Genomic DNA, 25562 nt, shown 5'->3' with positions numbered 1-25562 from the left:
GAGAGCACTTAACTATTTGTCATTCGTCCAATTAAAAAGGTTAGTTACCCTTAAAACCAATATTACTATTGATTTTTCACTATTTTTTTCTCCTAAAACTGCATGACATAAAATTTTAAAAATTTTATGTCAGCTTTTTTCTAATATAAAACCGTGAAACTAAACGTAGTATTTTCTCTCATTGTTACTTTTATAGCACTTAATTGTAGCTATTCTCAACAAATAACAACAGATGATTCTTTGCCTTTACAACAACTTATTCAACAAAATTTAGGACAGAATTGTGTTGAAATCTCTAATATATCATCACCTGTTAATGGTTCTATAAATGGCTTTAACAGCTACGGTTATTTTGAACGCGCAAATTCTAGTTTCCCTTTTGAAAATGGTATTTTACTAACCACAGGAAATGTCAACTCCGCAGGTAATATTCTTAACAGCAATCCTCTAAATGAAGGTGATGACGCATGGCAAACGGATACAGATTTAGAAAATGCTTTAGGCATTTCTAACACTCAAAATGCCACATCCATACAATTCAACTTTATTTCAGTAGCTAATCAGATTCAGTTTAATTACTTACTAGCCTCGGAAGAATACCAGCAAGAATTCCCCTGTTTTTATTCAGATGGCTTTGCTTTTTTAATTCGCGAAGCAGGTTCTTCTGCACCATATTCGAACATTGCCTTGGTTCCTGGTACAGCTACACCTGTAAACACAAATACTATTCACGACCAAATTGAAGGCTTTTGTGCTGCAGAAAATGAAACGTTTTTTGAAGGCTACAACGTTGGTGACACTAATTATAATGGAAGAACAACTGTACTCACCGCAACAGCAGCAATTCAACCTAACGTAGAATATCAAATTAAACTGATTATTGCAGACCAAACGGACAATAATTTTGATTCAGCTGTTTTTATAGAAGGTAATAGTTTTAATGCCAATGTGGATCTTGGTCCCAATATTACCACATGTGGAGATTCCGTTTTGTTGAATGGAGATATTCAAAATCCACAAGCCTCATACCAATGGTTTCAAAATGATATACTCATCGCTGGTGAAAATAATCCAACGCTAGATGCACAATCTTCCGGCACGTATAAAGTCGAAATTACAATTCAACTCAACGCCACTTCATGCGTCATTGAAGATACTGTTGAAGTGACACTCAATACAGAGCAACCGTCTACTCAAATTTCAGATATTGTGTATTGCGATGATGACTCTAATGATGGTGTCGAGAATTTTGATCTTTCCACTAAAGACAATGAAGTATTAGCTTCTGTACCTCCTTCAAACTACAATATTAGCTACCACTACTCTAGTGATGCAGCTCAAAACAGCAATAGCCCAATTCTTGGCACTATTCAAAATACCACATCTCCACAACCCATTTATGTTAGAATTGAAGATACAGTAAACGGCTGTTTGGCATTTTCTACATTCAATTTAGTGGTGAATGAAAAACCAGACTATGAAGATTCAGATCCCATCATCGTTTGTAAAGATCCCACTTTAAGTGGTTCTACCCTAGTAGATTTAACCGTTGCTAACGACCAAATTATAAACGGGAATGCTAATTTATTTGTCTCTTATCATTATTCAGAACCCGAAGCAGATTTAGGTATTAATCCCATTTTCTCACCATACTCAAACGCTAACATCTCCCAAACGCTTTATGTTAGAGTTTATAATGCGCTTACAGGTTGTTTTTCTACAACTTCAATTTCTGTTGAATTACAAGAAACCCCCGATATTAATTTAGATGACCAATGGATTAATGCCTGCGAGGAAGATGACGATGGCTTTGAAACTTTTGATTTAACAACAGTTATCGATGATGTTTTGCAAGGTCTTGTAGGATTAGATATTAGTTTCCATACCACTAATGCAGATGCTGTAAATAACATGAATCCCATAGCTGATCCTGAAAATTATATAAACACAACCCCAAACTTTCAAATAATCTATATACGCGTGCAAGATCCTGCTACAGGATGTAATACAATTATAGAATTAGAACTGCATTCTAATATCATACAAAACACATTTTCTAATGTTACTTTTATTGTTTGTGATGATGACACTAATGATGGCATCGCTGATTTTGATTTGAATGCTATTGAAGCAGATCTTAAAGATGACTATGACGAATTTGAAGTTTCATTCTATTTAACCGAAGATGATAGAGAGAATGACATCAATGCATTAGATAAATTTATTCCGTTTAATGTCATTGACAATGGTACAATTTTATATGCCACTATGGCCGATGGCGAATGTGACGGTTTTGTAGATATTGCGTTGCAAATTGCTCCGGCCATTATCTTAACACCTCAAGTTGTTGATTATTGCGATGAAGATAATGATGGATTCACCACTTTAGTTATGGATACTTTTAATGGTGTTGCAAGTCAAGGTGTGCCTGCTGTAAACGTTAAATATTACCTAACTGAAAACGATGCCATAAATAATGAAAACATACTTCCAGATTATGTCTACAATACGTCTAACCCCCAATTGCTTTATATAAGAGTTACCAATTCTCAAACCGGATGCTATGACATTTCCACTCTAGAGGTTAACGTGGTTAGCGCACCTACAATTGCATATCCTGAAGCTATTATTGTTTGTGATGATGACCTAGATGGCATTTCTAATGTGGATTTAATTTCTAAAATTCCAGAAATAACAAGTGCTACAACAGGGTTTGAAATTACATTTTACAATGATTATAATTTTGCTATATCAGGTGAAAATGAAATAACAACACCAGAAGATTATACCACAGCAACACAATACATTTATGCACGTGTTGAAAACGAAACCACCGGCTGTTTCAGCTTGTCTGGATTTTACGTTTATGTAAATACCTTACCTGAATTTGTTCCTATTTCAAACTTTGAAAATTGTGAAGCAGATATCACCGGAGTTGCTGATTTTTACTTCTATTTAAAAGATGATGAAATCCTTAACGGTCAACCAGATAAACAAGTCCTTTATTATAGAACAGAAGCTGATGCCCTTGCTGGCGATAATGTTATAGATAAATATTCAGTTTATAATAACACCTCTAACCCTCAAACGATATATGTTAGAGTAGAAGGCCTTACAGACTCTAATTGTTTTGGCACCTCTTCATTTGAGATAGAAGTTGGTTCTATTCCTATTTTTAATGCTGCAACAAGCATTTTTGTTTGCGATGACATTAGTAACGACGGTTTTATAACCATTGATTTAAACGATAAGATAGCCGAAATGGTTGCTGGTAGTCCAGAAACATTAGATATTACATTTCATGAATCTGCTTTTGATGCGACTAACAATAGTAATCCAGTCCCTTTAATTTACACCAATTCAACAAATCCACAAGAGCTTTATGCCAGAGTAGATAATGGCAATTACTGCAAAGGAATTTCAGCTTTTGATATTAATGTTATTACAGCACCTGTTGTTAATTCTTCAACACCAATTGCACGCTGTGATGACAATTACGATGGTATTTTAACTTGGGATTTAACCGTTTCTGAAGTTGAAATCCTTGGTGTAAGACAAGACAATATTGAAGTCACTTATTTTGAAACTATAGAAGATTTAGAAGCTGATACAAATCCAATTCTAGATCCTGAAAACTATGATAATATTAGTAATCCACAAACGGCTTATGTCAGAATAACCAATACACTCAGTTATTGTTATGTTAACGTTCCATTAGATTTAATTGTAAATCTTCCTCCACCCTTCAATGATTTTGAAGTTTATGAAATTTGTGATGACCCGACCAATAGTATCGACCTTTCAGAAATTGAAGCTATCTTACTTAATCCAAGTACACAAGCCACTTTATCCTATTTTGAAAGTTATAATAATGCCCAAAACAGTATAAATCCATTAGCCTTAAATTATAATTATCAAACAACAAATGATGTTATTTTTGTTCGTATTGAACACCCTGAGACGGGCTGCTTTTTCGTTTATGATTTTATACTTCAAATTAATCCTTCACCAATAGCAAATACACCAAATAATATTGAGGCTTGTGATGATGATTCTAATGATGGTATGGCTTCTTTTAATTTAGAATCCCAAACCGATACTATTTTAGGCACACAAAATTCTGATGATTTCACAGTAACGTATCATTTAAACCTTACCGATGCTATAGATAGCGATAATCCCATTATATCTCCATTAACCACTTCAGACCAACAACAGATTATAGTCCGAATTGAAAACAACGACACGGGTTGTTATCGTGTAACTAATTTTACTTTAATTGTAAATCCGCATCCAGAGATACCTGAGCCGCTTTTAGAATGTGACACTAATTATGATGCCAATACACCTTTCAATTTAACAACTGCCGAAGACGATTTGTTCACAACACCAAATCCTAATAATGTCATCTCCTATTTCACATCCGTAGACGATTTAGAAATAGACAACAATCCTATTTTAAATCCTGAAAATTATACTAACATTAGCAATCCGCAAACGGTATATATTAAGGTGTTTAATTCTGTTGCAGATTGTTTCACTTTTGTGCCATTAGAATTAAATGTAAATCTTCCGCCTGCCACAAATACTTTTGACCTATTTGATACTTGCGAAAACGAGAACAACAGCTTCGATTTGTCTACGATTAACGAGGTTATTGTAGATACCAATTACAATGTACTCTTTAGTTATTACACTTCAGAAGCAGATGCTATTGCCAATCAAAATCCCCTAGACACAAATTACACGTATACAAGTACAAATGATATCCTTTTTGCTCGTGTAGAATTCAGTACCACACATTGCTATTACATTCACCCTTTTGAACTTAGAGTAAATCCATTACCTATAGCAAATCAACCACCAAACATTATTGCTTGTGATGACGATTATGATGGTTATTTTGATTTCAATTTAAATCAACAGACGGCAAGTATTTTAGGCTTTCAAAATTCGTCAAACTTCAGCGTCACTTACTTTAGTAATGCTATTGACGCAATTGAAAATATAAACCCAATAAACGACGCGGCTTACAGTGGATTTAACAACGACCGCATCACAGCACGTATAGAAAACATAACCACAGGTTGTTTTGAACTTGTTGATTTTTTAGTAATCGTCAATGCTAAACCGTTGGTAGATATTCCAGATCAGGTTGTTTGCATCGATAATTTACCTTTGGTCGTTTCCGCTGAGACGTTTTATGCTACCGATACTTATTTATGGTCCACAAATCAAAATAGTTCTGAAATTGAAATTACAGAAATTGGCACGTATTCGGTGACTGTGACTTCAGAACAAGGATGTGTAACAACATGTACCTTTAATGTTACAGCATCAGAATCTGCAACTATAGATTTAACGGAAACTGTAGATTTCTCTGACCCAAATAATATTACAATTACAATTAGTGGTATTGGTAATTACCTTTATATATTAGATGATGGTGCCCCGCAAGAATCTAATGTTTTTGAAGATGTGTCTTTAGGTTACCATATCGTAACTATCATCGATTTAAATGGCTGTGCGGAAGTTACCAAAGAAGTTTTAGTCATTGATGCTCCTCCTTTTTTTACACCTAATGGAGATACAAAAAACGACACCTGGCATATTATAGGTATAGAAACCTTGCCTGGAAGTAGTGTTTACATATTTAATCGTTATGGTAAATTAATTACAAAACTAGGCTCAAATACCCAAGGTTGGGATGGTACTTACAATGGACACAATCTACCAGCTAGCGATTATTGGTTTTTAGCAGAAATAAAACAAGGTACCATTGCTTTTGAAGTCAAAGGTCATTTTGCGCTTCGTCGTTAATAAAACCATATCATCTTTTTTAACATCTTATTTGAATTTAGATAATTCTTAGTAGTGTATCTTTGCAGTCCCTTAAAACGAAAATGAAGCAAACACTACTCGCTATTGTCCTTTTTTTTTCTCTATTGAATTATGCTCAAAATATTTCAGTAGATAGTCAGACTTATAGTCCTCAAGAGCTTATAGAAAATATTTTGATTGATAGTAACTGTATCGACAATGTTACTGTAACCAATGTGGTTGGTGGTGATTTTGGAGGAACGGATCAAAGCTACGGATATTTTGATGCTACTGGTACTAATTTCCCATTTGAAAGTGGTATTGTTTTAAGTACAGGACGATTGAATAATGTGCCTGGACCAAATAATAATTTGAGTGATGATAATGCGCCTAATTGGATTGGAGATGGAGATCTTGAAAATGCATTAAATGAATCTGGCACCATAAACGCTACCATTTTAGAATTTGAGTTTACGTCTGTTGCTTCACAGATAAGTTTTAGGTATATTTTTGCCTCAGAAGAATATCAAGAAAATAATTCTAACACCTGTAGGTACTCAGATTTGTTTGGCTTTTTAATTAGACCTGCAACCGGACAGCAAGCCTATGAAAATATAGCTTTAGTCCCAAACACAAACACGCCTGTTAAAGTGACGACAGTGATGCCAGGCGTTCAAGGTAGTTGCCCACCAGAAAACGAAACCTATTTTGGCAATTATAATGATAGTAATGCTCCTATTAATTTTAATGGCCAAACCGCTATTTTAACGGCTACAGCAAATGTAGTGCCGAATACCACTTACCATGTTAAGTTAGTTATTGCTGATGAGCAGAATTACAGATATGACTCTGCTGTTTTTTTAGAGGCTAGTAGTTTTGAACTCTCTTCAGACATAGGTCCTAATTTACTTCTTGCTACAAACAATGCACTTTGTGAAGGTGAAACGCTTGAACTTAATGCTTACCAAGATGGTCAAAACTCTTATGAATGGTTTAAAGATGGTGTTTTAGTACAAGGAGCTTTAGGTTGTGTTACTTGCGAAACCTATACTGTTACAGAAGTTGGCACCTACACTGTTGAAGTTACCTTAGCCAACGGCTGTATTTCCTACGGAGAGGTTATAATTGAATATGCTCCATTACCTATTGGAGTTGACTCTATTTTAATTGAATGTGATAGTAGCCAGGACGGGTTAACTATGTATGATTTATTTGATGCCTCCTCAGATTTAACCAGTGCAAACCAAGACGTATATGTTGATCAATTTTTCTTATCAGAAGCAGATGCTATTGCCAATATAAATCCGATTACAAATCCGGAAGCGTTTCAAAATACGACTCCATTTCAAACTATTTATGCTAGAGTCATAAATAGGGCCAATTGTTTTGACATTGCAGAGTTAGAGTTACAAACCTCAAATAACACGGTTGATATCCCTAATTTAGAAGCCTGTGACGGAGAGGTTATAGATGGATTTACCACTTTTGATTTATCTGATATTCAAGTCTCTATTGAAAACCAAATTCCGACAGGTGCTGTAGTACGCTATTATGAAACAGAAGAAGATGCTTTAAGTGACTCTAATCAATTATCTGTTAGTTTTGAAAATACGGTAGCATATACCCAAACTATTTACGTAAAAATCACAAATAACAATCAGTGTTATGGTATTTCTACTGCCAGCTTAAATGTGCTTTATACTCCAGTTTTAGAACCTGATGAAACCGTTTTATATTGTTTAAATACGTTCCCAGAACCACTTACAATATATGGTGGTGTGTTAAACGATTTGCCAAACAATTATTATTACGAATGGCAATTTAATGGAACTACAACACCGAACAACACTTTGTTTTATGATGTTACAGAACCTGGTATTTATACGGTCATTGTTACAGACCCAAATGGCTGTTCTTCTAGTAGAACAATTACAGTTTTGGGTTCAGAATTAGCAACTATAGATGGTGTTAGCGTTGTTGGTGTTGCTCCTAATAATACGGTTACCATTACACTTTCAGGTGAAGGTGATTACGAAATCGCGCTAGATGATATCAATGGACTTTACCAAGATAGTTTTGTATTTACAAATGTTTCTAGAGGCTTTCATACCGTTTATATAAGAGATAAAAATGGTTGTGGTACTCAAGAAGAAATTATTTCAGTCTTAGGCTTCCCAAAATTCTTTACTCCAAATGGAGATAACGACAATCCGACTTGGCAAGTTGTTGGTACAGCTGCACAATTCGATCAAATAGCATCTATTCAGATTTTTAATCGTTATGGTAAATTGATAACACTACTCACAAATGCCAATCGTAGTTGGGATGGCATGCTAAAAGGAAAACCACTTCCTAGTGACGATTATTGGTTTAAAGCTAATTTTTATGATGGTAAGATCTACACTGGTCATTTTGCTTTGAGACGATAATTAGTATTTACTCCTCTATTCTAGACTCTGCTTTATTAAGGGTAAACTTCTCCTTTAAATGTAAACTATCGGTCTATTGTTCTATATCAATTTTCGTTTAGACCTATAAAAATTCAAATTATAGATTTATGATACCACTATACAGTACCAATACAAACTTTACATTCTAATTTTATGTATTCATAGCAGAAAATACCTACATCTAACGCTTTCAAAGTTCGAAACAATACATAAAAAACAAAAACAAGACGTTAAGTACTTGATTCATTTCACACTAAAAATAGTATTCTTCATATTTTAAGTTCTCACTTAATCTTCTATTTTTGTGATAACTAACTCAACCTTTATTTGAGCAAGAATTAACGTAACTATTACTTAACAAACGAAAGTATTTTATTACATATTTTTGCCCACTATTTTATCTAAACTAAATGAAAAATTCTACTTTTTTATTATTCCCTCTTGTTTTAATTTTTAACGGTTATTTTTTAATTAATAACACAAATTATTCAACCTACAAAGCCGAAAGCATTACTTGTCCGGCACCAATCATAAACACATTGAATTCTTCAAGTGGACCTGTAAATACAGAAATCACACTTAATGGAAGTAATTTTACGACGACTACGACAGTAGACTTTAACGGTGTAAATGCAAGCTTTACAATACTAAGTGATACTGAAATTGCTATTAGTGTTCCATCTGGAGTTTCTAGCACATCTAGTATAACGCTTACAACCTCTGGAGGCTGTGACACTACAACCGCTTCAAATTTTACCCTAATTGATTCTGATTGTAATTCTGCCGATGAAATTTACATCTCTGAAGTTTATGATTCCGATGGAGGAAGTTATGGTGTTATAGAACTCTATAATCCAACCAATGCAACTATAAGTCTAAATACTGTTTACGAAGTACAACGTTTTGGAGATATTGGTGATGCTGCCCCAAGTGCTACAATTCCACTAGAAGGTTCTATTGCTCCTCTTAGCACCTATATTATTGAAATGGGTAACACAGGTAATACTTGTAGTGGCTTAACGGCTGGTGTATCGATTAATGCTGGTATTAACGAGGATGATGAAATTAAATTAGTAAAAAATGGGGCTGTCATCGATGTAATGTTTACAGATGATGAAATTGGTTACAGTTTTATTAGAAACGCAGATGCATCGGCACCGAGTACAACATTTAACCTTAACGAGTGGTTATTGTTAGAAGATGAAGATTGCTCTAATTTAGGTGCTCATACGGCTAATGGTGGTAGTTCTACTCCGAATATTACACATCCTAACAGTCAAGATATTTGCGAAAACGGTACAGCTACTTTTTCAGTGTCTGTAGATACCGGATCATATACTTACCAATGGCTTGTTCTTAATGCTGCTGGAAACTGGGTTAACGTGACTAACGACAGTAATTATTCTGGAGCGACAACAAGTACATTAACCATTACAAATACGCCTGCGAGTTTTAATGATTTTCAATACTACTGTATGATATCATCTACCGATTGTAATCTGGTTTCGAACGTTGCTCAACTTGAAGTTTCAAACCCTGAAGTAGATACCTTATCCAACCAAACGGTATGTTCTAACTACACCTTACCTGCTTTAACTAACGGGGATTATTATACAGGAACTAACGGAACTGGTACTCAACTTAACGCTGGAGATGTTATTACATCATCTCAAACCATCTATATTTATAATGTTTCTGGTACCGCGCCAAACACTTGCCAAAATGAATCTAGCTTTAGCATTTCTATTAGTGGAAATCCACTTGTAAGTGTCATAGCCAATCAAACTGTTTGTTCTGAATATGTGTTACCAAGTATCACTAATGGAAATTATTTTACAGGTGCAAATGGAAGTGGTTCACCTTTAAATGCCGGAGATGTTATATCTGCCTCTCAAACGATTTATATTTATAACGAAGCCGGAGTGGCTCCTAATATTTGTACTAATGAAAGTAGTTTTGATGTAAGTGTAACCGGAACTCCAAATGTAGATACACTTTCTGACGTTTCAATTTGTTCAGAATTTACCTTACCAAACCTTACAGAAGGGAACTACTTTACGGAAACCAACGGAGCAGGAACGCAACTTAATGCTGGCGCTAGTATTTCAACATCGCAAACCATCTTTATTTATAATGAAATTGGTACAAATCCAGATACTTGTAGTAACGAAAGCAGCTTTGATGTTACAATTTATCCGTCTACTGATTTTGCGCTTACGGATTCAAACATTCAAATCAATGGAAGTACTATAACGATAGCAATGACAGATATATCAATAGCATACGAATACGCCATTGATGGTTCTAGTTTTCAAAGTGAAAATACCTTCACAAATATTTCTGAAGGTACACATACCTTGTATGTACAAGATGCTAATGGTTGTATAATTAAATCTATCGATTTTGAAACTACAACGTCAACCGTTGAGCTCATTATTCCAAATGGGTTTTCACCTAATAATGATATGAAGAACGATTGGTTTAACATTCAAGGTTTATATGATGTTTACACCAATCATAAATTAGAAGTCTATAACCGCTACGGAACTTTAATATTTGAAGGAAACAATAGTAATAAATGGTTCGGAATAGCGAATAAAGGCTTAATGCACACAGATAAAGTACTACCGGTAGGAACCTACTTTTACGTTTTATATTTAAACGAGCCTAATACAAGTTCTAAGCCTTTTACAGGTTGGGTTTATCTTAACAAATAAAACCAATTATTTTTCTCACCGTTAATTTGAAGCAATGAAACGCATTAATTTATTAATTCACTATACCTACGTCTTAAGTTTATTTTTTATAACGAACGTTTATGCTTCCGTGGATAGCGATATTATAAAAAGTAACAGCTTTTGCCCTGCCCCCATAATTAATACGTTTACACCTGCTAGTGGACCAGAAAACACATTGATTACGATTAACGGGAGTAATTTTAATGATGCCGCTTCTGTATCCGTTGATGGAGTCTCTACTACGTTTACAATTGTTAACGATTCTCAAATTACAGCTATTATACCTGCTGGTGCAGTCGACACTTCTAGCATTTCTATTATAAGTAATGGCGGCTGTACGGGGACATCTGCTATAGATTTTACAGTGATAGCTTCAGATTGTGAGCCTGCGGATATTTATATTTCAGAAATATATGATGCCAATAGCGGCGATTATGCGGTTATAGAACTTTATAATCCCACAAATTCCCCTGTAGTTATAGATAATATTTATATCATAGAACGTTACGGAGATGTAGGAAATGCAACACCTAATAATACCTTTATTGACATTGTAGGGACAATTCCACCACTAAGTACTTTTATCATTCAAATGGGAAGCGGTACAAATTGTTCTCCTCTAACTGTTGATTTCAATATCCCTACAGGTATTAACGATAATGATGAATTCAAATTATTTAAAAACGGAAACCTTATTGATACTGTAAATGCACCAAACGAAAGAGGCTATACAGTTATCAGAAATGCAGATGCACCCATACCACAAACAACTTACGATAGTAACGATTGGTCTATTCAATCTAGTGAAAACTGTTCTAATTTAGGGTCACACACAGCAGATCCGATTACGAATAACATACCAGATATTACAGATCCTATTACTCAAACCATTTGTGAGAATGGTACTGTAACATTTAGCACGACTTTAGATACTAGTCTTTTTCAATACCAATGGAAAGTTCTTGACGCCTCAGGAAACTGGGTTAACGTTCCCAACGCTAGTCCATATTCGGGCACTCAAACTAGCGCCTTAAGTATCACTAATGCTCCTTTAAGTTTTAATGAAAATCAATATTACTGTGAAGTTACATACGATGCATGTACCTTAATTACGAATACGGCCCAACTATTTATTGAAAATCCAGCTGTAGATACACTTTCAAATCAAACTACATGTTCTAGTTATACCTTACCAACCTTAACTGACGGAGCCTATTACACTGCAACTAACGGTGGAGGAACAGCTCTTAATCCTGGTGCTGTTATTTCAACAACACAAACCATTTATATTTATAACGAAATAGGAACAGCTCCTAATACGTGCTCTAATGAAAGTAGCTTCGATGTCACCATTACAGGTGCACCAAACGTGGATACTATTGCAGACCAAGATGTGTGTTCAGATTATACATTGCCTGCACTAACAGATGGTAATTATTTTACAAGTGCTAATGGTACTGGATTACAGCTCAATGCTGGTGAAATTATTTCAACAACACAAACCATTTACATTTATAACGAAACAGGAACAGCACCTAATAGTTGTTCAAACGAAAGTAGTTTTGAGGTTACCGTAAGTGGCAATCCTAATGTTGATACACTATCTAATCAATCGGAATGTGCTGCATATACCTTACCTTCACTTACAAACGGTAACTATTTCACAGGGACAAACGGCACAGGTACACCACTCAATGCTGGTGATACCATTTCGACTTCACAAACCATTTATATTTATGTTGAAATTGGTACAGCTCCTGACACCTGCTCAAATGAAAGTAGTTTTGATGTGACAATTACAGGTGCACCAAACGTGGATACCATTGCTAACCAAGATGTGTGTTCAGATTATACATTGCCTGCACTAACAGATGGTAATTATTTTACAGGCACTAATGGAACAGGAACACAGCTCAATGCTGGTGAAATGATTTCTACAACACAAACCATTTATATTTACAATGAAATAGGAACAGCCCCTAACACGTGCTCTAATGAAAGTAGTTTTGAGGTAACCGTAAGTGGTAGTCCTAATGTTGATACCCTTTCTAATCAAACGGAATGTGGGTCATACACGTTACCAACACTTTCTAACGGTAATTATTTTACGGGGACAAATGGCACAGGTACCGCACTTAATGCTGGAGATGTAATTTCGACTTCTCAAACCATCTACATTTATGTTGAAATTGGCACAGCTCCAAACACGTGTAATAATGAAAGTAGCTTTGATATTACAATTACTGGTGCGCCAAATGTAGATACGCTTACCGATCAAACTATTTGTGCAGAATATGCATTGCCTACACTAACCAATGGTAACTATTTTACAGGTGCAAATGGAACAGGAACCCAATTAAATGCAGGAGATATTATTACCACTTCTCAAACCTTATACATTTATAACGACATAGGAACAGCACCAAATACCTGCTCTAATGAAAGTAGTTTTGACATCACAATCAATGAAGCAATAGATTTTACCTTGGATGAATTTAATATTACTGTAAATGACAGAACACTCACAGTGAATATGACAGATACATCTATAGATTACCAATATGCTATCGATGGTTCGGATTTCCAAACCTCTAACGTATTCAATAACCTTAGAAGAGGTCTACATGTCGTATATGTACAAGACCGAAACGGCTGTGTTTTAAAAACGTTTAATTTTGAAATTGAAGTAGATCTTTTTATCCCTGTGTTTTTTACACCAAATAACGACAATGCTCATGATACATGGACCGTTATTGATAGAAATCAAATTGTAAAAGAGATACTTATTTTTAATAGATATGGTAAACTTATTAAACAATTAATTCCTTCGAATTACTCTTGGGATGGTTATTACAATGGAAAAATGCTTGAGTCAAATGATTTCTGGTATTTAATTACTTTAAAAAGTGGAGAAGAGCTTCGAGGTCATTTTGCGTTAAAGCATTAAAGCGTGTAATTAATACTTCTAGCAGTTAAGTAGTATCTATACAGAACAATCTATAAAATGGACTTCAGGTTTTAAACCTTGAAGTCCATTTTATTTTAACGCAATTGTAACGCACTTCACAATTAAATTATAAGCGCTTTATTGTAACTTTGCAATATGCGATTTAAAATTGAGTCCGAATTTAAACCTACTGGTGATCAGCCACAAGCTATAAAAAAATTAGCTGCTGGTATTGAAGGAAAAGAAAAATACCAAACGCTTTTGGGTGTTACGGGTTCTGGTAAAACCTTTACCGTTGCCAATGTTATTGAAGAAGTGCAACGACCAACTTTGGTTTTGGCACACAACAAAACTTTGGCTGCACAACTCTACTCTGAATTCAAACAGTTTTTTCCTGAGAATGCTGTTGAGTATTTTGTATCCTACTATGATTATTACCAACCCGAAGCCTATATTCCGGTTTCAGGCGTTTATATAGAGAAAGATTTATCTATTAACGAGGAAATAGAGAAAATGCGTTTAAGCACCACCTCTTCCCTTCTCTCTGGTCGTCGTGATGTGATTGTCATCGCCTCCGTATCTTGTTTATATGGTATTGGGAATCCTGTGGAATTTCAAAAGAACGTGATTTCTATAGAACGCGATCAAGTTATTTCTCGTACTAAATTATTACATCAATTGGTTCAAAGTTTATATTCTAGAACAGAATCTGAATTTAAAAACGGAAACTTCAGAATAAAAGGTGACACCGTAGACGTGTTTCCTGGTTATGCAGATCACGCCTTTAGAATTCACTTTTTTGGTGATGAAATTGAAGAAATTGAAGCTTTTGATGCTAGAAGCAACGAAATTATAGAACGTTATGATCGCTTAAACATCTATCCTGCAAATATGTTTGTAACGTCTCCTGATGTGTTGAACGGCGCCATAAAAGACATACAAGACGATTTAGTAAAACAATACGATTACTTTAAAGAAATAGGTAAACATCTTGAAGCCAAACGACTCAAAGAACGTACAGAGTTCGATTTAGAAATGATTCGAGAATTGGGATATTGTTCTGGTATTGAGAACTATTCAAGATATTTAGACGGTAGATCTCCAGGAACGCGTCCGTTCTGTTTATTGGATTATTTTCCGGATGATTTTTTAATGGTGGTTGATGAAAGTCACGTGACCATTTCACAAGTCCATGCCATGTACGGAGGTGACCGAAGTAGAAAAGTCAACTTAGTTGATTATGGTTTTCGATTGCCCGCAGCCATGGACAATAGACCTTTGAAGTTTGAAGAGTTTGAAGCCCTTCAAAATCAAGTGATCTATGTGTCTGCCACTCCAGCAGATTACGAAATGCAAAAAACTGATGGTGTTTATGTAGAGCAAGTCATTCGACCAACAGGATTATTAGATCCTATTATTGAAGTCAGACCAAGTCTAAATCAGATTGATGATTTAATTGAAGAAATTCAAAACCGCGTTGAAAAAGACGAACGGACTTTAGTGACTACCTTGACGAAACGAATGGCTGAAGAATTGACCAAATATTTAACCAGAATTTCAATTCGAACCCGATATATCCATAGTGATGTAGATACTTTGGAACGAGTAGAAATAATGCAAGATTTACGAAAAGGCGTCTTTGATGTTTTGGTAGGTGTCAACTTACTGCGTGAAGGTTTAGATTTACCTGAAGTCTCTTTAGTTGCCATATTAGATGCCGATAAGGAAGGTTTTTTACGTTCGGCACGTTCTTTAACGCAAACCGTTGGTAGAGCCGCAAGAAACTTAAATGGGAAAGCGATTATGTATGCTGATAAAATCACAAAAAGCATGCAAAAAACAATGGACGAAACGGAATATCGTCGTGAAAAACAAATCGCCTATAACACCAAACATAACCTTGTTCCTAAAGCTTTAAATAAGAGTTTAAATAGTGCTTTAACTCAAAATTCAGTGAGTACATACAGAACAGAATTGGATGCACAAATAGCAGCTGAACCAGAAAGTGATTATTTGAATAAAGGGGAATTAGAAAAGAAAATTAGAGAACGTCGTAAACTTATGGAACAAGCTGCAAAAGCATTAGACTTTTTAGAAGCCGCTCGTTTTAGAGATGAGATAACTGCTTATCAGAGTAAGTTAGAGAAGTTGAAGGTGTGAAACGGTGGTCAGTATTCAGTGGTCAGTAGTCAGTAAAAAGTGTGAAGTGTGAAGTGTGAAGTGTGAAGTGTGAAGTGTGAAACTAAAAAAAAATTAACGGAAGGTTGGAAGATTTTACAAAAAGTTGCGAAAGAGTAAACATTCCGAAACGCAATAATTAAATTTCAAGATTAAAAACTGAGACTGAGACTAAAACTGAAAACTATTACACGAAGTTACACAGAGAAGGCACAAAGATTCACAGAGAGATTGTTCTAAAAATTAAGCATATATTTAAATAGGATAGCTTTTGAAAATCACGATTGAGACTGCAAACTGAATACTAGATACTGAAGACTAGTTATACTGCACTTTAAAAATATCAATCAAGAAATCTGGTGGTACAATTTTATTAGGAAAACTATCCATTAAATCGAGAACTCTGTTAATTGATTCATGACTTAATCCCATTCGTAATCCAAAGTTGTGAATTTTAACTAATTGTTTTGGAGCTACTTTATGATCGAGATTCATAAGTAATACTAATCGGTGAAATTGAACAATACGTTCGCTATGCGATTTTAAATGCACGTAAGTTACAGGGTGCTCAAAGAGATATTTAAAATCTTCTTTTGAAATCTCCAACTGCTTAGCAATACTATATAAAAATTTATATTCTATAGCTTTTATATTTTCATCTGTTTGAGCGAAGGCAATCATCTCGGAAAGCAAACTCAGTTTTTCAACACGATTAATCATGATTATATGGGGATTAATTTATAGTGTAAAGTTACAGAGGTAGTTTATTTTATTGTCGTTGATATAATGTATCTTGTCGAAAAATTAAATGTAATTGGTCGATTTTTTTAAACTTTTGTCACACAAAAACAACATTAAAACAATGAAATTGAAGTATTTATATTTGCTAATCTCAGCATTTATAGCGAGCGGAATAACAGCTCAAAACACTGCTTCACAACAAGTTACAAAATTCACCATAGCAGCTCCTCAACTAAATTCCGTAAAAACTATTTGGGTGTATTTACCTACAAATTATAAAAATTCCGAAAATTCTTATCCTGTCATTTATATGCATGATGCACAAAACTTATTTGATGCCGAAACATCCTTTGTTGGAGAATGGGAAGTTGATGAATATATGGATACCTTAACGGATAACGAAAGTATAATTATTGGAATAGAACACGGCAACGCTAAACGCACAGACGAACTCACTCCATATTCGCATAAAAAACATGGAGGAGGAAAAGGTGATGCCTATTTAAGTTTTATAGAAAACACATTAAAACGACACATCGATAAGACCTATAGAACTAAATCAGACGCAGAACATACCACTATTTTCGGTTCGTCGTTAGGTGGCTTACTATCGTTTTATGCCGTAATAAAATATCCTGAAACATTTGGTAAAGCTGGAGTCTTCTCCCCTGCCTTTTGGATTAATCCTGAGATTTACGATTTCGTGAAAGCCTCTGAAATTCCAGAAACATCAAAATTCTATTTTCTGGCGGGTACCGATGAAGGTGAAACCATGATTCCGAAGTTAGAAGAAATGATTAAATTACTTCAATCTAAAGGTGTGAATGAATCGCAATTTGAAAGTCATCATATTAAAGGTGGTCAACATAATGAAAAACTTTGGGCGACTCATTTTGAGCAAGCTTATCTATGGTTGTATTAAGAAACCTCTTAGATTTTACTAGTTTTACAAAAAAAATAAAAATCAACAGATTCCAATATAAAGATCTATAAATAAATTATAAAATGACAAATAACGACATATTTAAAAAGTTAAGAGTTGCTCACAAATTAAGAGACGATGATATCGTAAAAATTTTAGAATTGGTAGATTTTAGAATTTCTAAAAGTGAGTTGAATGCTATGTTTAGAAATGAAGATCACCCGAAATATATGGAATGTGGAGATCAAATACTTCGTAATTTTTTGAATGGTTTAATTATTCATTTACGAGGACCAATGCCTAAAAAAGGAGAGAAAAAGAAAGAGGAAAAGAAGAAAGATTAAATTCTATAATTATAGAGACAAAAAAAGAGCAACAAATTAATGTTGCTCTTTTCATATATGTAATAATACCTGTCAGGTTTAAAAAACCGTATCGGATACTTATTTATTTAATACTTCTTGCACCTTATCAGCTGCTTCTTGGAATTCAGTTGCACTCATTACATCTAAACCAGAATTATCAATTAATTCTTTTGCGATGTCTGCATTTGTTCCTTGTAAACGTACAATGATTGGCACTGTAATGTTACCCATGTTTTTATAAGCATCAATGACACCTTGTGCAACACGATCACATCTTACAATTCCACCAAAAATATTGATTAAGATTGCTTTTACAGCAGGATCTTTTAATATGATTTTGAATGCTGCTTCTACTCTAGCTGCATCTGCAGTACCACCAACATCTAAAAAGTTAGCTGGCTCACCACCTGCTTGCTTAATTAAATCCATGGTTGCCATTGCTAAACCAGCACCATTTACCATACAACCAACGTTTCCGTCTAAGTCTACATAGTTTAAACCTAAAGCTCCTGCTTCAACTTCAATTTGGTTTTCTTCACGTAAGTCACGTAATTGCGCTAAATCTCTGTGTCTGTATAATGCGTTAGCATCTAAAGTTACTTTAGCATCAACAGCCATTATTTTATCATCACTTGTTTTTAAAACAGGATTGATTTCAAATAAAGAGGCATCTGATTTATCGTAAGCAGTATATAAAGCCGTAACAAATTTTGTCATTTCTTTAAAAGCTGTACCTGATAAACCTAAGTTAAAAGCAATACGACGTGCTTGAAAAGGTAAAATCCCTGTAGCAGGATCAATTTCTTCGTTATGTATTAATTCTGGAGTTTCTTCTGCAACCGTTTCAATATCCATTCCACCTTCTGTAGAATACACAATCATGTTTCTTCCTGTAGCACGATTTAATAAAACAGACATATAATATTCGTTTGGCTCATTTTCGCCAGGATAGTAAACATCTTCTGCAACTAAAACTTGATGAACACGTTTTCCTTCTGCTGAAGTTTGAGGTGTAACCAAATCCATTCCTATGATTTGTCCTGCAATTTCTTCAACTTCTTTAAGGTTCTTAGCCAATTTTACGCCTCCACCTTTTCCACGTCCACCTGCATGAACCTGAGCTTTAATAACATGCCAACCTGTAGCAGTTTCAGCTGTTAATTGCTTTGCTGCATCAACAGCTTCTTTAGCACTTTGAGCTACAATACCACGTTGAATACGTACTCCAAAACTGCTTAATAATTCTTTTCCTTGATATTCGTGTAAATTCATTTTTGATCAGAAATTTAATGGTCTGACAAAAGTAAGCATACTAATAGTTTTTACCAATAGTTTTTAAAATTGATTTAACGCTTTACAACACACGCTCTAGAAGTTTAATCAATTAAACGCTTTATAGCAGAAAATGCCTTATCAACCAAATGGTCCTCAACTACAATGGTAAACTCGTTAGTCGTCGAAACCACTTCATATAAGGTAATATTTTCCCATGCTAAACGCTTAAAAATTTGATAATATAAGCCCACTATCTTAGAATTTCCCTTGGGTAAATAAATACTAATGGCAGACAGTTTTTCTTGTAATCCTATTTGATTTTCTTTTTTGAATGCTTTGAGAACACTCTCTTTTTCAGAGGTGGATATAATTATATTACTTTCAAACATGCCCCGCGTAAAGGCATAAAACGTTTGATGATTGTCACTAATTTTCTCTAAGACCTGAGAATGACTATGTATTAAGGTTTTTGAATTCTGAAATGTAAAATCACTTAGATTAGAGCGTACCGTAATATCGCCTAATTCATTAAAAGTTTTCTTTAAACTTTTAGAATTTTCTAGATTTAATGGTTGTTGATAACGACGTAAAGCCATCATAATAGCGCCATCTTTTATAGGTTTCCGCAGCATTTTAGAAATCGGATCATTCAACTCTTTTGCTAAAGCAGAAAAATTAATAATTTCTCTAGATAAGCCTTCTTCTAAAAAAGGACTGGCCACAATAATATCTTGAACACAGGAGGCAATAGTTTTCACACGTTTAAAATTTTGATAATTTTAAAGAAAAATAATTATAAAATTAAGAACGTGTGGAACCACTTCGTTCTCGCATTTAAAAGCTTCAATATTACTTAAAGAAAATATTCAACTTTTAAATACGCGTTTCAATTTGTTAACTATTTAACATTTTGTGTAAAAATAACCATTTTTTGTCATTTTTATGTTTATTATGTGGATTACATATATTTTCGCCATCTCACATAAAGACAAAGAAAGAATGAAAGATAGTACCTTATTACAAATTGCAAAGGATTTTGGAAGTCCTGTTTATGTTTATGACGCTGAAAAAATAGAATTTCAATACAAGCGATTAACAAAAGCGTTTAGTAAGGTGAAAAATCTGAAGCTTAACTATGCCGTTAAAGCATTGTCTAATATTTCTGTGTTACGATTATTTAATAAGTTGGGTTCAGGAATTGATACGGTTTCCATTCAAGAATTACGATTAGGTTTAAAAGCCGGATTTAAACCCGAAGATATTATTTTTACTCCCAATGGTGTGTCTCTTGAAGAGATTGAAGAAGCTGCTAAATTAGGGGTTCAGATTAACATTGATAATCTTTCAATCTTAGAACAATTTGGAACGAAGCATCCTAAAGTTCCTGTTTGTATCCGAATAAATCCGCATGTTATGGCTGGTGGAAACACCAATATTTCTGTTGGACATATTGATAGTAAATTCGGGATTTCAATTCATCAGATTCCTTTATTACTTCGTATTGTAGAAAACACGAATATGAATATCAACGGTATTCATATGCATACCGGAAGTGATATTTTAGATATTGATGTCTTTTTATATGCTAGTGAAATTTTATTTGATACGGCTAAAAACTTCAAAACGCTTCAATTTATAGATTTCGGTTCCGGATTTAAAGTGCCTTATAAAAAAGGAGATATTGAAACCAATATTGAAGAATTAGGCGAAAAATTATCACAACGTTTCAACGAATTCTGTAAAGAATACGGCAAAGATTTAACCTTAGCCTTTGAACCTGGCAAATTTCTAGTAAGTGAGGCTGGTGTGTTTTTAGCTAAAGTCAATGTGGTGAAACAAACCACCTCAACAGTTTTTGCTCAAGTTGATTCTGGTTTTAATCATTTAATACGCCCAATGTTATACGGCTCTCAACATGATATCTTAAACATTTCAAACCCAAAAGGACGCGAACGTTTTTATTCTGTGGTTGGTTACATCTGTGAAACCGATACGTTTGCAAATAACAGACGTATTTCTGAAATCAACGAAAACGACATTCTATGCTTTAAAAATGCAGGTGCTTATTGTTATTCTATGGCCAGCAACTACAACTCGCGCTACAGACCAGCTGAAGTATTACTTTACAAGGGGAAGGCGCATTTAATAAGAAAGCGCGAAACTTTTGATGACATCCTAAATAACCAAGTAGAAATCGTTCTATAAATTAACTTAATTGCGTTAATATTCTTTTGTTTTAGAGCATGTTTCCATTGTGTTTGCAATTACCTTTGAGTAATTGTAAACGCCATCAATATGAATCATATTCCTCCTAAAATAATTCGTCAAATCTTTGTTTTACTTTTAATCTTACTCTTTGGTAGTTTGATTTTTCGTGAAATGTTACCGTATTTGACTGGCGTTTTAGGAGCAATAACATTTTATATTCTTTTAAGAAAGCCAATGAAAAAATTGGTAAATAAGTATAATTGGCGACCTGCATTAGCCGCTGCAACCCTTATGTTGGCATCTTTTATAGTAATAATGATTCCACTTACGGGCTTTGGTATTATGTTAGGAAATAAAATTTCTGATGTTGCTGGCAATAGTGAAAAGGTTATTGATGCTTTTAAAGATCAGGTGAGCAAAGTAAAATTTGAGACTGGTATTGATATCAACTCTCAAATTGATACGCAAGGCATAACCACATGGCTTTCCGACAGTTTACAAAGTATGGCTGGTAACACATTTAACCTACTTATAGCGATAGGTTTAATGTATTTCATACTATTTTTTATGCTAACCAATCGAAAAGAATTAAGACAATCTTTACGCGATTACCTGCCTTTAAACACAGATAATGTTAATGAAATTGGCAAAGAAGTACAAGCCATGGTAAAGTCTAATGCTATTGGTATTCCTTTAGTTGCTTTTGCTCAAGGTATAATTGCATTAATTGGTTTTCTAATTTTTGGTATCGAAGAACCGTTCTTTTGGTTTGTTATTGTTACCATCGGGTCCATGATTCCGTTTATTGGAACATTTATAGGAATCATACCTGTATTTATATTGTCCTTATCCGCCGGAAATTCATTTCAGGCATGGGGAATTTTAATCTATGGTGTGGTTGTGGTCGGTTTAACCGATAACATTATAAGACTGTATGTGCTAAAGAAATTAGATAATGTCCACCCTTTAATTACTTTGATTGGTGTTATTGTCGGTGTGCCGTTATTCGGGTTTATAGGATTAATTTTCGGACCATTATTAATCAGTATTTTTATGGCCTTAGTTAGAATATATAAAGAGGAATATGGTAAAAATTTGAACGGTGATTCACAGCAAATCCATTAATAACTAATACTATAATTCTATTTTTTTATCCTCGTTTTAACAAGTCACAAACATTTTTATTATCTTTAAAGCACCCTAAGTCTTTTAATCTCAACTATTAAAGACTTATGAATAAAACTATCTCCACCATTTTAATTGTATGCTATATTGCATACCCTTGTTTTTCGCAATCTCATATTTCAACTCCAGAAGACTTAAAATCTGTCTCCATTGACTCGTGTCTATCTTGGATGGAACATAATGCGTATACAGGAAAAAATCTCGATAATTTTCATGCCATTGGTTTACAAACCCTAAAGCGAAGTATTGAAACTAAAGATCCTAAAACCATCGCTAACATACATGAAACGTTAGCAAATTGGTTTGGATATAATGGCACATTTTCACCAGACTCCATTGTAAAACATTCAGAAAAGGCATTAGAATACTACATTCAAAGTAAAGATAAAACCAAAATTGCAGACACATATAGAACCTTGTCCATAGATTATATAAACGTCCAAAAATTGGATAAGGCTCAAGATGTCTTATTTAAAGCGATCGCTATATATGAAGAATTAAAAGACGAAAGCGGATTAGGAAATGCATATAGAACGCTTGGCTCTCTCTATCTAAGAATGGAAGATTTTGATAAATCCATTGCATACACCAACAAAGCGATTCCTATTTTAGAAAATACAAAAAATTATGCTTCCGTTGCCATCGCACAATTTAATTTAATTACGAGTTATGGTGAATTAGGAGAGTTTGATAAAGCTTATAAAGCTGCTGATTATTGCTTAGAAATTGTAAGAACTAAAGCTGCAGATGAAGTATTTATTCCTGTTAGGGCACACTCTTATAGAGGGGATGTTTATGTAAAAGCCAAAGATTATAATAATGCTTTAAAAGATTTTATAAAGGCTTGGGAGCTATGTAAAGCTAATATTGGTGAAGAACGCTGCGCTACATTCCGGACGGAGATTGGACAAGTTTATTTGCTGCAAAATAATTATGAAGAGGCACTAGAACATTTGTCTGTTGGTGTAAAAGCTTACGAGGAAAAAGGTCAAAATGGCATTATTCAACAGTATTTAGACTTATCTGAAACCTATTCTAAATTAGGTGATTTTGAAAATGCTATACGTTATAAGGATAAAGCGAATACGAATGCAACAAAAATCCTTGAAGATAAAATTACGAACCTTGAAACTGAAGCCGTAATTAAATACGAAACTGGTAAAAAAGACGAGGCACTCGCCTCCCAAGCACTACTAATTGAACAAAAAAGTAAAACCCAAAGCTTAATTATTGCGGTTGCTGCATTATTAGGATTGTTACTTTTATCACTACTCTACTTTTTCAACAAGAACAAAAAGGCCACAAAAATCATTCGCGCTAAAAATGCTGAAAATGAATTATTGTTAAAAGAAATTCACCATCGTGTAAAAAACAATCTCGAAATGGTAAAAAGTCTCATTGCGTTGCAGTCTGCCCAGATGGAAGATTCAGCAAGTAAAGACGCCATGATTGCGAGTCAAAACAGAGTGCAATCTATGGGGATTATTCATCAGAAATTATATCAAGGCACAAATTTAGGAAGTATAGAAATGAAAGATTATTTCCTAAACCTCAGCGAAGGTATTTTAGACACCTTTAATGCAGATGACAAAGTAAAAATTGAATGTGCTATGAACAATCTCGACCTAGATGTTGATACCGCTGTTCCGATTGGCTTAATTGTAAATGAACTACTAACCAATGCTTTAAAATATGCATTTCCGAAAGACAAAAAAGGGCTGATTTCTATCAGTTTAGAAAAAACCAATGACCACCACTTACTTCTAAAAGTTGCTGATAATGGTATTGGTAAAGTGAAAGGACTTTTACCAAAAGGCACAGGGTTTGGTACACAGCTAGTTAATTTACTCACTCAGCAACTCAATGGAAAAATGACTGAATTCACTAAAAATGGTACCATAATAGAATTTGACTTTTTAACAGATACAGCAGCCTAATGATCGAAAAGACAAAAATATTAATTGTAGAAGATGAAATGATTATTGCCGCAAACATTTCGCTTCAACTCACAGAATTAGGTTATGATGTTACTGGTATTATGCCAAGAGGAGAAGATGCTTTGCTTCATATTAAAGATACAAAACCAGACATTTTACTTCTAGATATTAATTTAAAAGGAAAATTAGATGGTATTGAAACTGCAGAAGCCATGCAGAAAACACATAATATCCCTGTAATCTATTTAACGGCAAATATTAACGATGACCATTTTAACAGAGCCAAACAAACACATCCTTATGGGTTTATTTCAAAGCCTTTTAAAAAACTAGATCTTCAACGTGCTATAGAATTAACGGTAAACCAAATTTCTTCTAAAACCAACAACGATCAAACACTTCAAAACATGGAGTCCTTAATTTTAAGCGACTGTGTTTTTGTACGCCATCAAAATTCTATGGTAAAAGTGTGTATTACTGATATTCTTTATATTGAAGCTGAGCGTAATTATTGCAGAATCTATTCAAAAAACAAGGAGTATGTCTTAGTAATGACTTTAAAAGATATGGTAGAGAAATTACCATCAAAACATTTTTTGAGAGTCCACCGTTCTTACATTGTAAACCTATCTCAAATCAACGAAATAGCTAACAGTCATATTGTTATTGAACGAAAAGTCATTCCGATTAGTAAATCTTTAAAAGATGAACTCCTAAAACGACTTCAAACTATTTAATTTTTCTTTCTTTTATTTTCCTTCGATAAGAGAATAATGCTTTTCGGATAACAAAATCC

General features: G+C 34.1%; 14 protein-coding genes. 11 read left to right on the top strand and 3 right to left on the bottom strand.

The features are described from left to right. Window positions 1–153 precede the first annotated feature (153 nt). From HM984_RS04370 to uvrB, 5 genes are all read left to right on the top strand, one after another. Entirely contained in the window at window positions 154–5820 is a 5667-nt protein-coding gene (locus HM984_RS04370; RefSeq protein ID WP_179348259.1) for a T9SS type B sorting domain-containing protein, read from the top strand. Window positions 5821–5903: 83 nt separating this feature from the next. Beyond that, entirely contained in the window at window positions 5904–8249 is a 2346-nt protein-coding gene (locus HM984_RS04365; protein ID WP_179348258.1) for a choice-of-anchor L domain-containing protein, read from the top strand. Between the two features lie 431 nt (window positions 8250–8680). After that, window positions 8681–10987, top strand: coding sequence for a T9SS type B sorting domain-containing protein (locus HM984_RS04360; protein WP_179348257.1), 2307 nt, complete (start codon window positions 8681–8683; stop codon window positions 10985–10987). A 34-nt stretch (window positions 10988–11021) separates the two neighbouring features. After that, window positions 11022–13955 (top strand): T9SS type B sorting domain-containing protein, encoded by a 2934-nt coding sequence (locus tag HM984_RS04355; protein ID WP_179348256.1) that lies wholly within the window; start codon window positions 11022–11024, stop codon window positions 13953–13955. Between the two features lie 156 nt (window positions 13956–14111). Beyond that, window positions 14112–16115, top strand: a complete 2004-nt coding sequence (gene uvrB / locus HM984_RS04350) for an excinuclease ABC subunit UvrB (RefSeq protein ID WP_179348255.1) — start codon at window positions 14112–14114, stop codon at window positions 16113–16115. A 336-nt stretch (window positions 16116–16451) separates the two neighbouring features. Here uvrB and HM984_RS04345 read toward each other — a convergent pair whose 3' ends face one another. Continuing rightward, the gene (locus tag HM984_RS04345; protein ID WP_115809061.1) at window positions 16452–16853 is read right to left on the bottom strand and encodes a TerB family tellurite resistance protein; all 402 of its coding nucleotides are present in this window, start codon (window positions 16851–16853) and stop codon (window positions 16452–16454) included. A 142-nt stretch (window positions 16854–16995) separates the two neighbouring features. Here HM984_RS04345 and HM984_RS04340 point away from each other — a divergent pair, with 142 nt between their 5' ends. Both HM984_RS04340 and HM984_RS04335 read left to right on the top strand, forming a co-directional pair. Further along, window positions 16996–17796, top strand: a complete 801-nt coding sequence (locus HM984_RS04340) for an alpha/beta hydrolase (protein ID WP_179348254.1) — start codon at window positions 16996–16998, stop codon at window positions 17794–17796. Between the two features lie 83 nt (window positions 17797–17879). Next, window positions 17880–18140: a DUF1456 family protein gene (locus HM984_RS04335; RefSeq protein WP_020894963.1), complete on the top strand. Its 261-nt coding sequence runs from the start codon at window positions 17880–17882 to the stop codon at window positions 18138–18140. Between the two features lie 99 nt (window positions 18141–18239). On the opposite strand, the gene sucC is transcribed toward HM984_RS04335, so the two are convergent. Then, entirely contained in the window at window positions 18240–19433 is a 1194-nt protein-coding gene (gene sucC, locus HM984_RS04330; protein WP_115809058.1) for an ADP-forming succinate--CoA ligase subunit beta, read from the bottom strand. Window positions 19434–19537: 104 nt separating this feature from the next. After that, window positions 19538–20194, bottom strand: a complete 657-nt coding sequence (locus tag HM984_RS04325; RefSeq protein ID WP_179348253.1) for a hypothetical protein — start codon at window positions 20192–20194, stop codon at window positions 19538–19540. A gap of 241 nt (window positions 20195–20435) precedes the next feature. On the opposite strand from HM984_RS04325, the gene lysA reads away from it, so the two are divergent. The 4 genes from lysA (at window position 20436) to HM984_RS04305 (ending at window position 25503) form a co-directional block, all read left to right on the top strand. Continuing rightward, window positions 20436–21641 (top strand): diaminopimelate decarboxylase, encoded by a 1206-nt coding sequence (lysA, locus tag HM984_RS04320; RefSeq protein ID WP_115809718.1) that lies wholly within the window; start codon window positions 20436–20438, stop codon window positions 21639–21641. A 90-nt stretch (window positions 21642–21731) separates the two neighbouring features. Then, entirely contained in the window at window positions 21732–22769 is a 1038-nt protein-coding gene (locus tag HM984_RS04315; protein WP_179348252.1) for an AI-2E family transporter, read from the top strand. 107 nt (window positions 22770–22876) lie between these two features. Beyond that, window positions 22877–24766, top strand: a complete 1890-nt coding sequence (locus HM984_RS04310) for a tetratricopeptide repeat-containing sensor histidine kinase (protein WP_179348251.1) — start codon at window positions 22877–22879, stop codon at window positions 24764–24766. Continuing rightward, window positions 24766–25503, top strand: coding sequence for a LytR/AlgR family response regulator transcription factor (locus tag HM984_RS04305; RefSeq protein WP_115809055.1), 738 nt, complete (start codon window positions 24766–24768; stop codon window positions 25501–25503). Before HM984_RS04310 ends, HM984_RS04305 begins: the two co-directional genes overlap by 1 nt. The last annotated feature ends 59 nt before the right edge of the window (window positions 25504–25562 follow it).

Origin of the sequence: Winogradskyella pacifica, assembly GCF_013403915.1 — a bacterium.
Taxonomy (GTDB): Bacteria; Bacteroidota; Bacteroidia; order Flavobacteriales; family Flavobacteriaceae; genus Winogradskyella; species Winogradskyella pacifica.
This window is presented reverse-complemented; position numbering and strand designations above follow the sequence as displayed.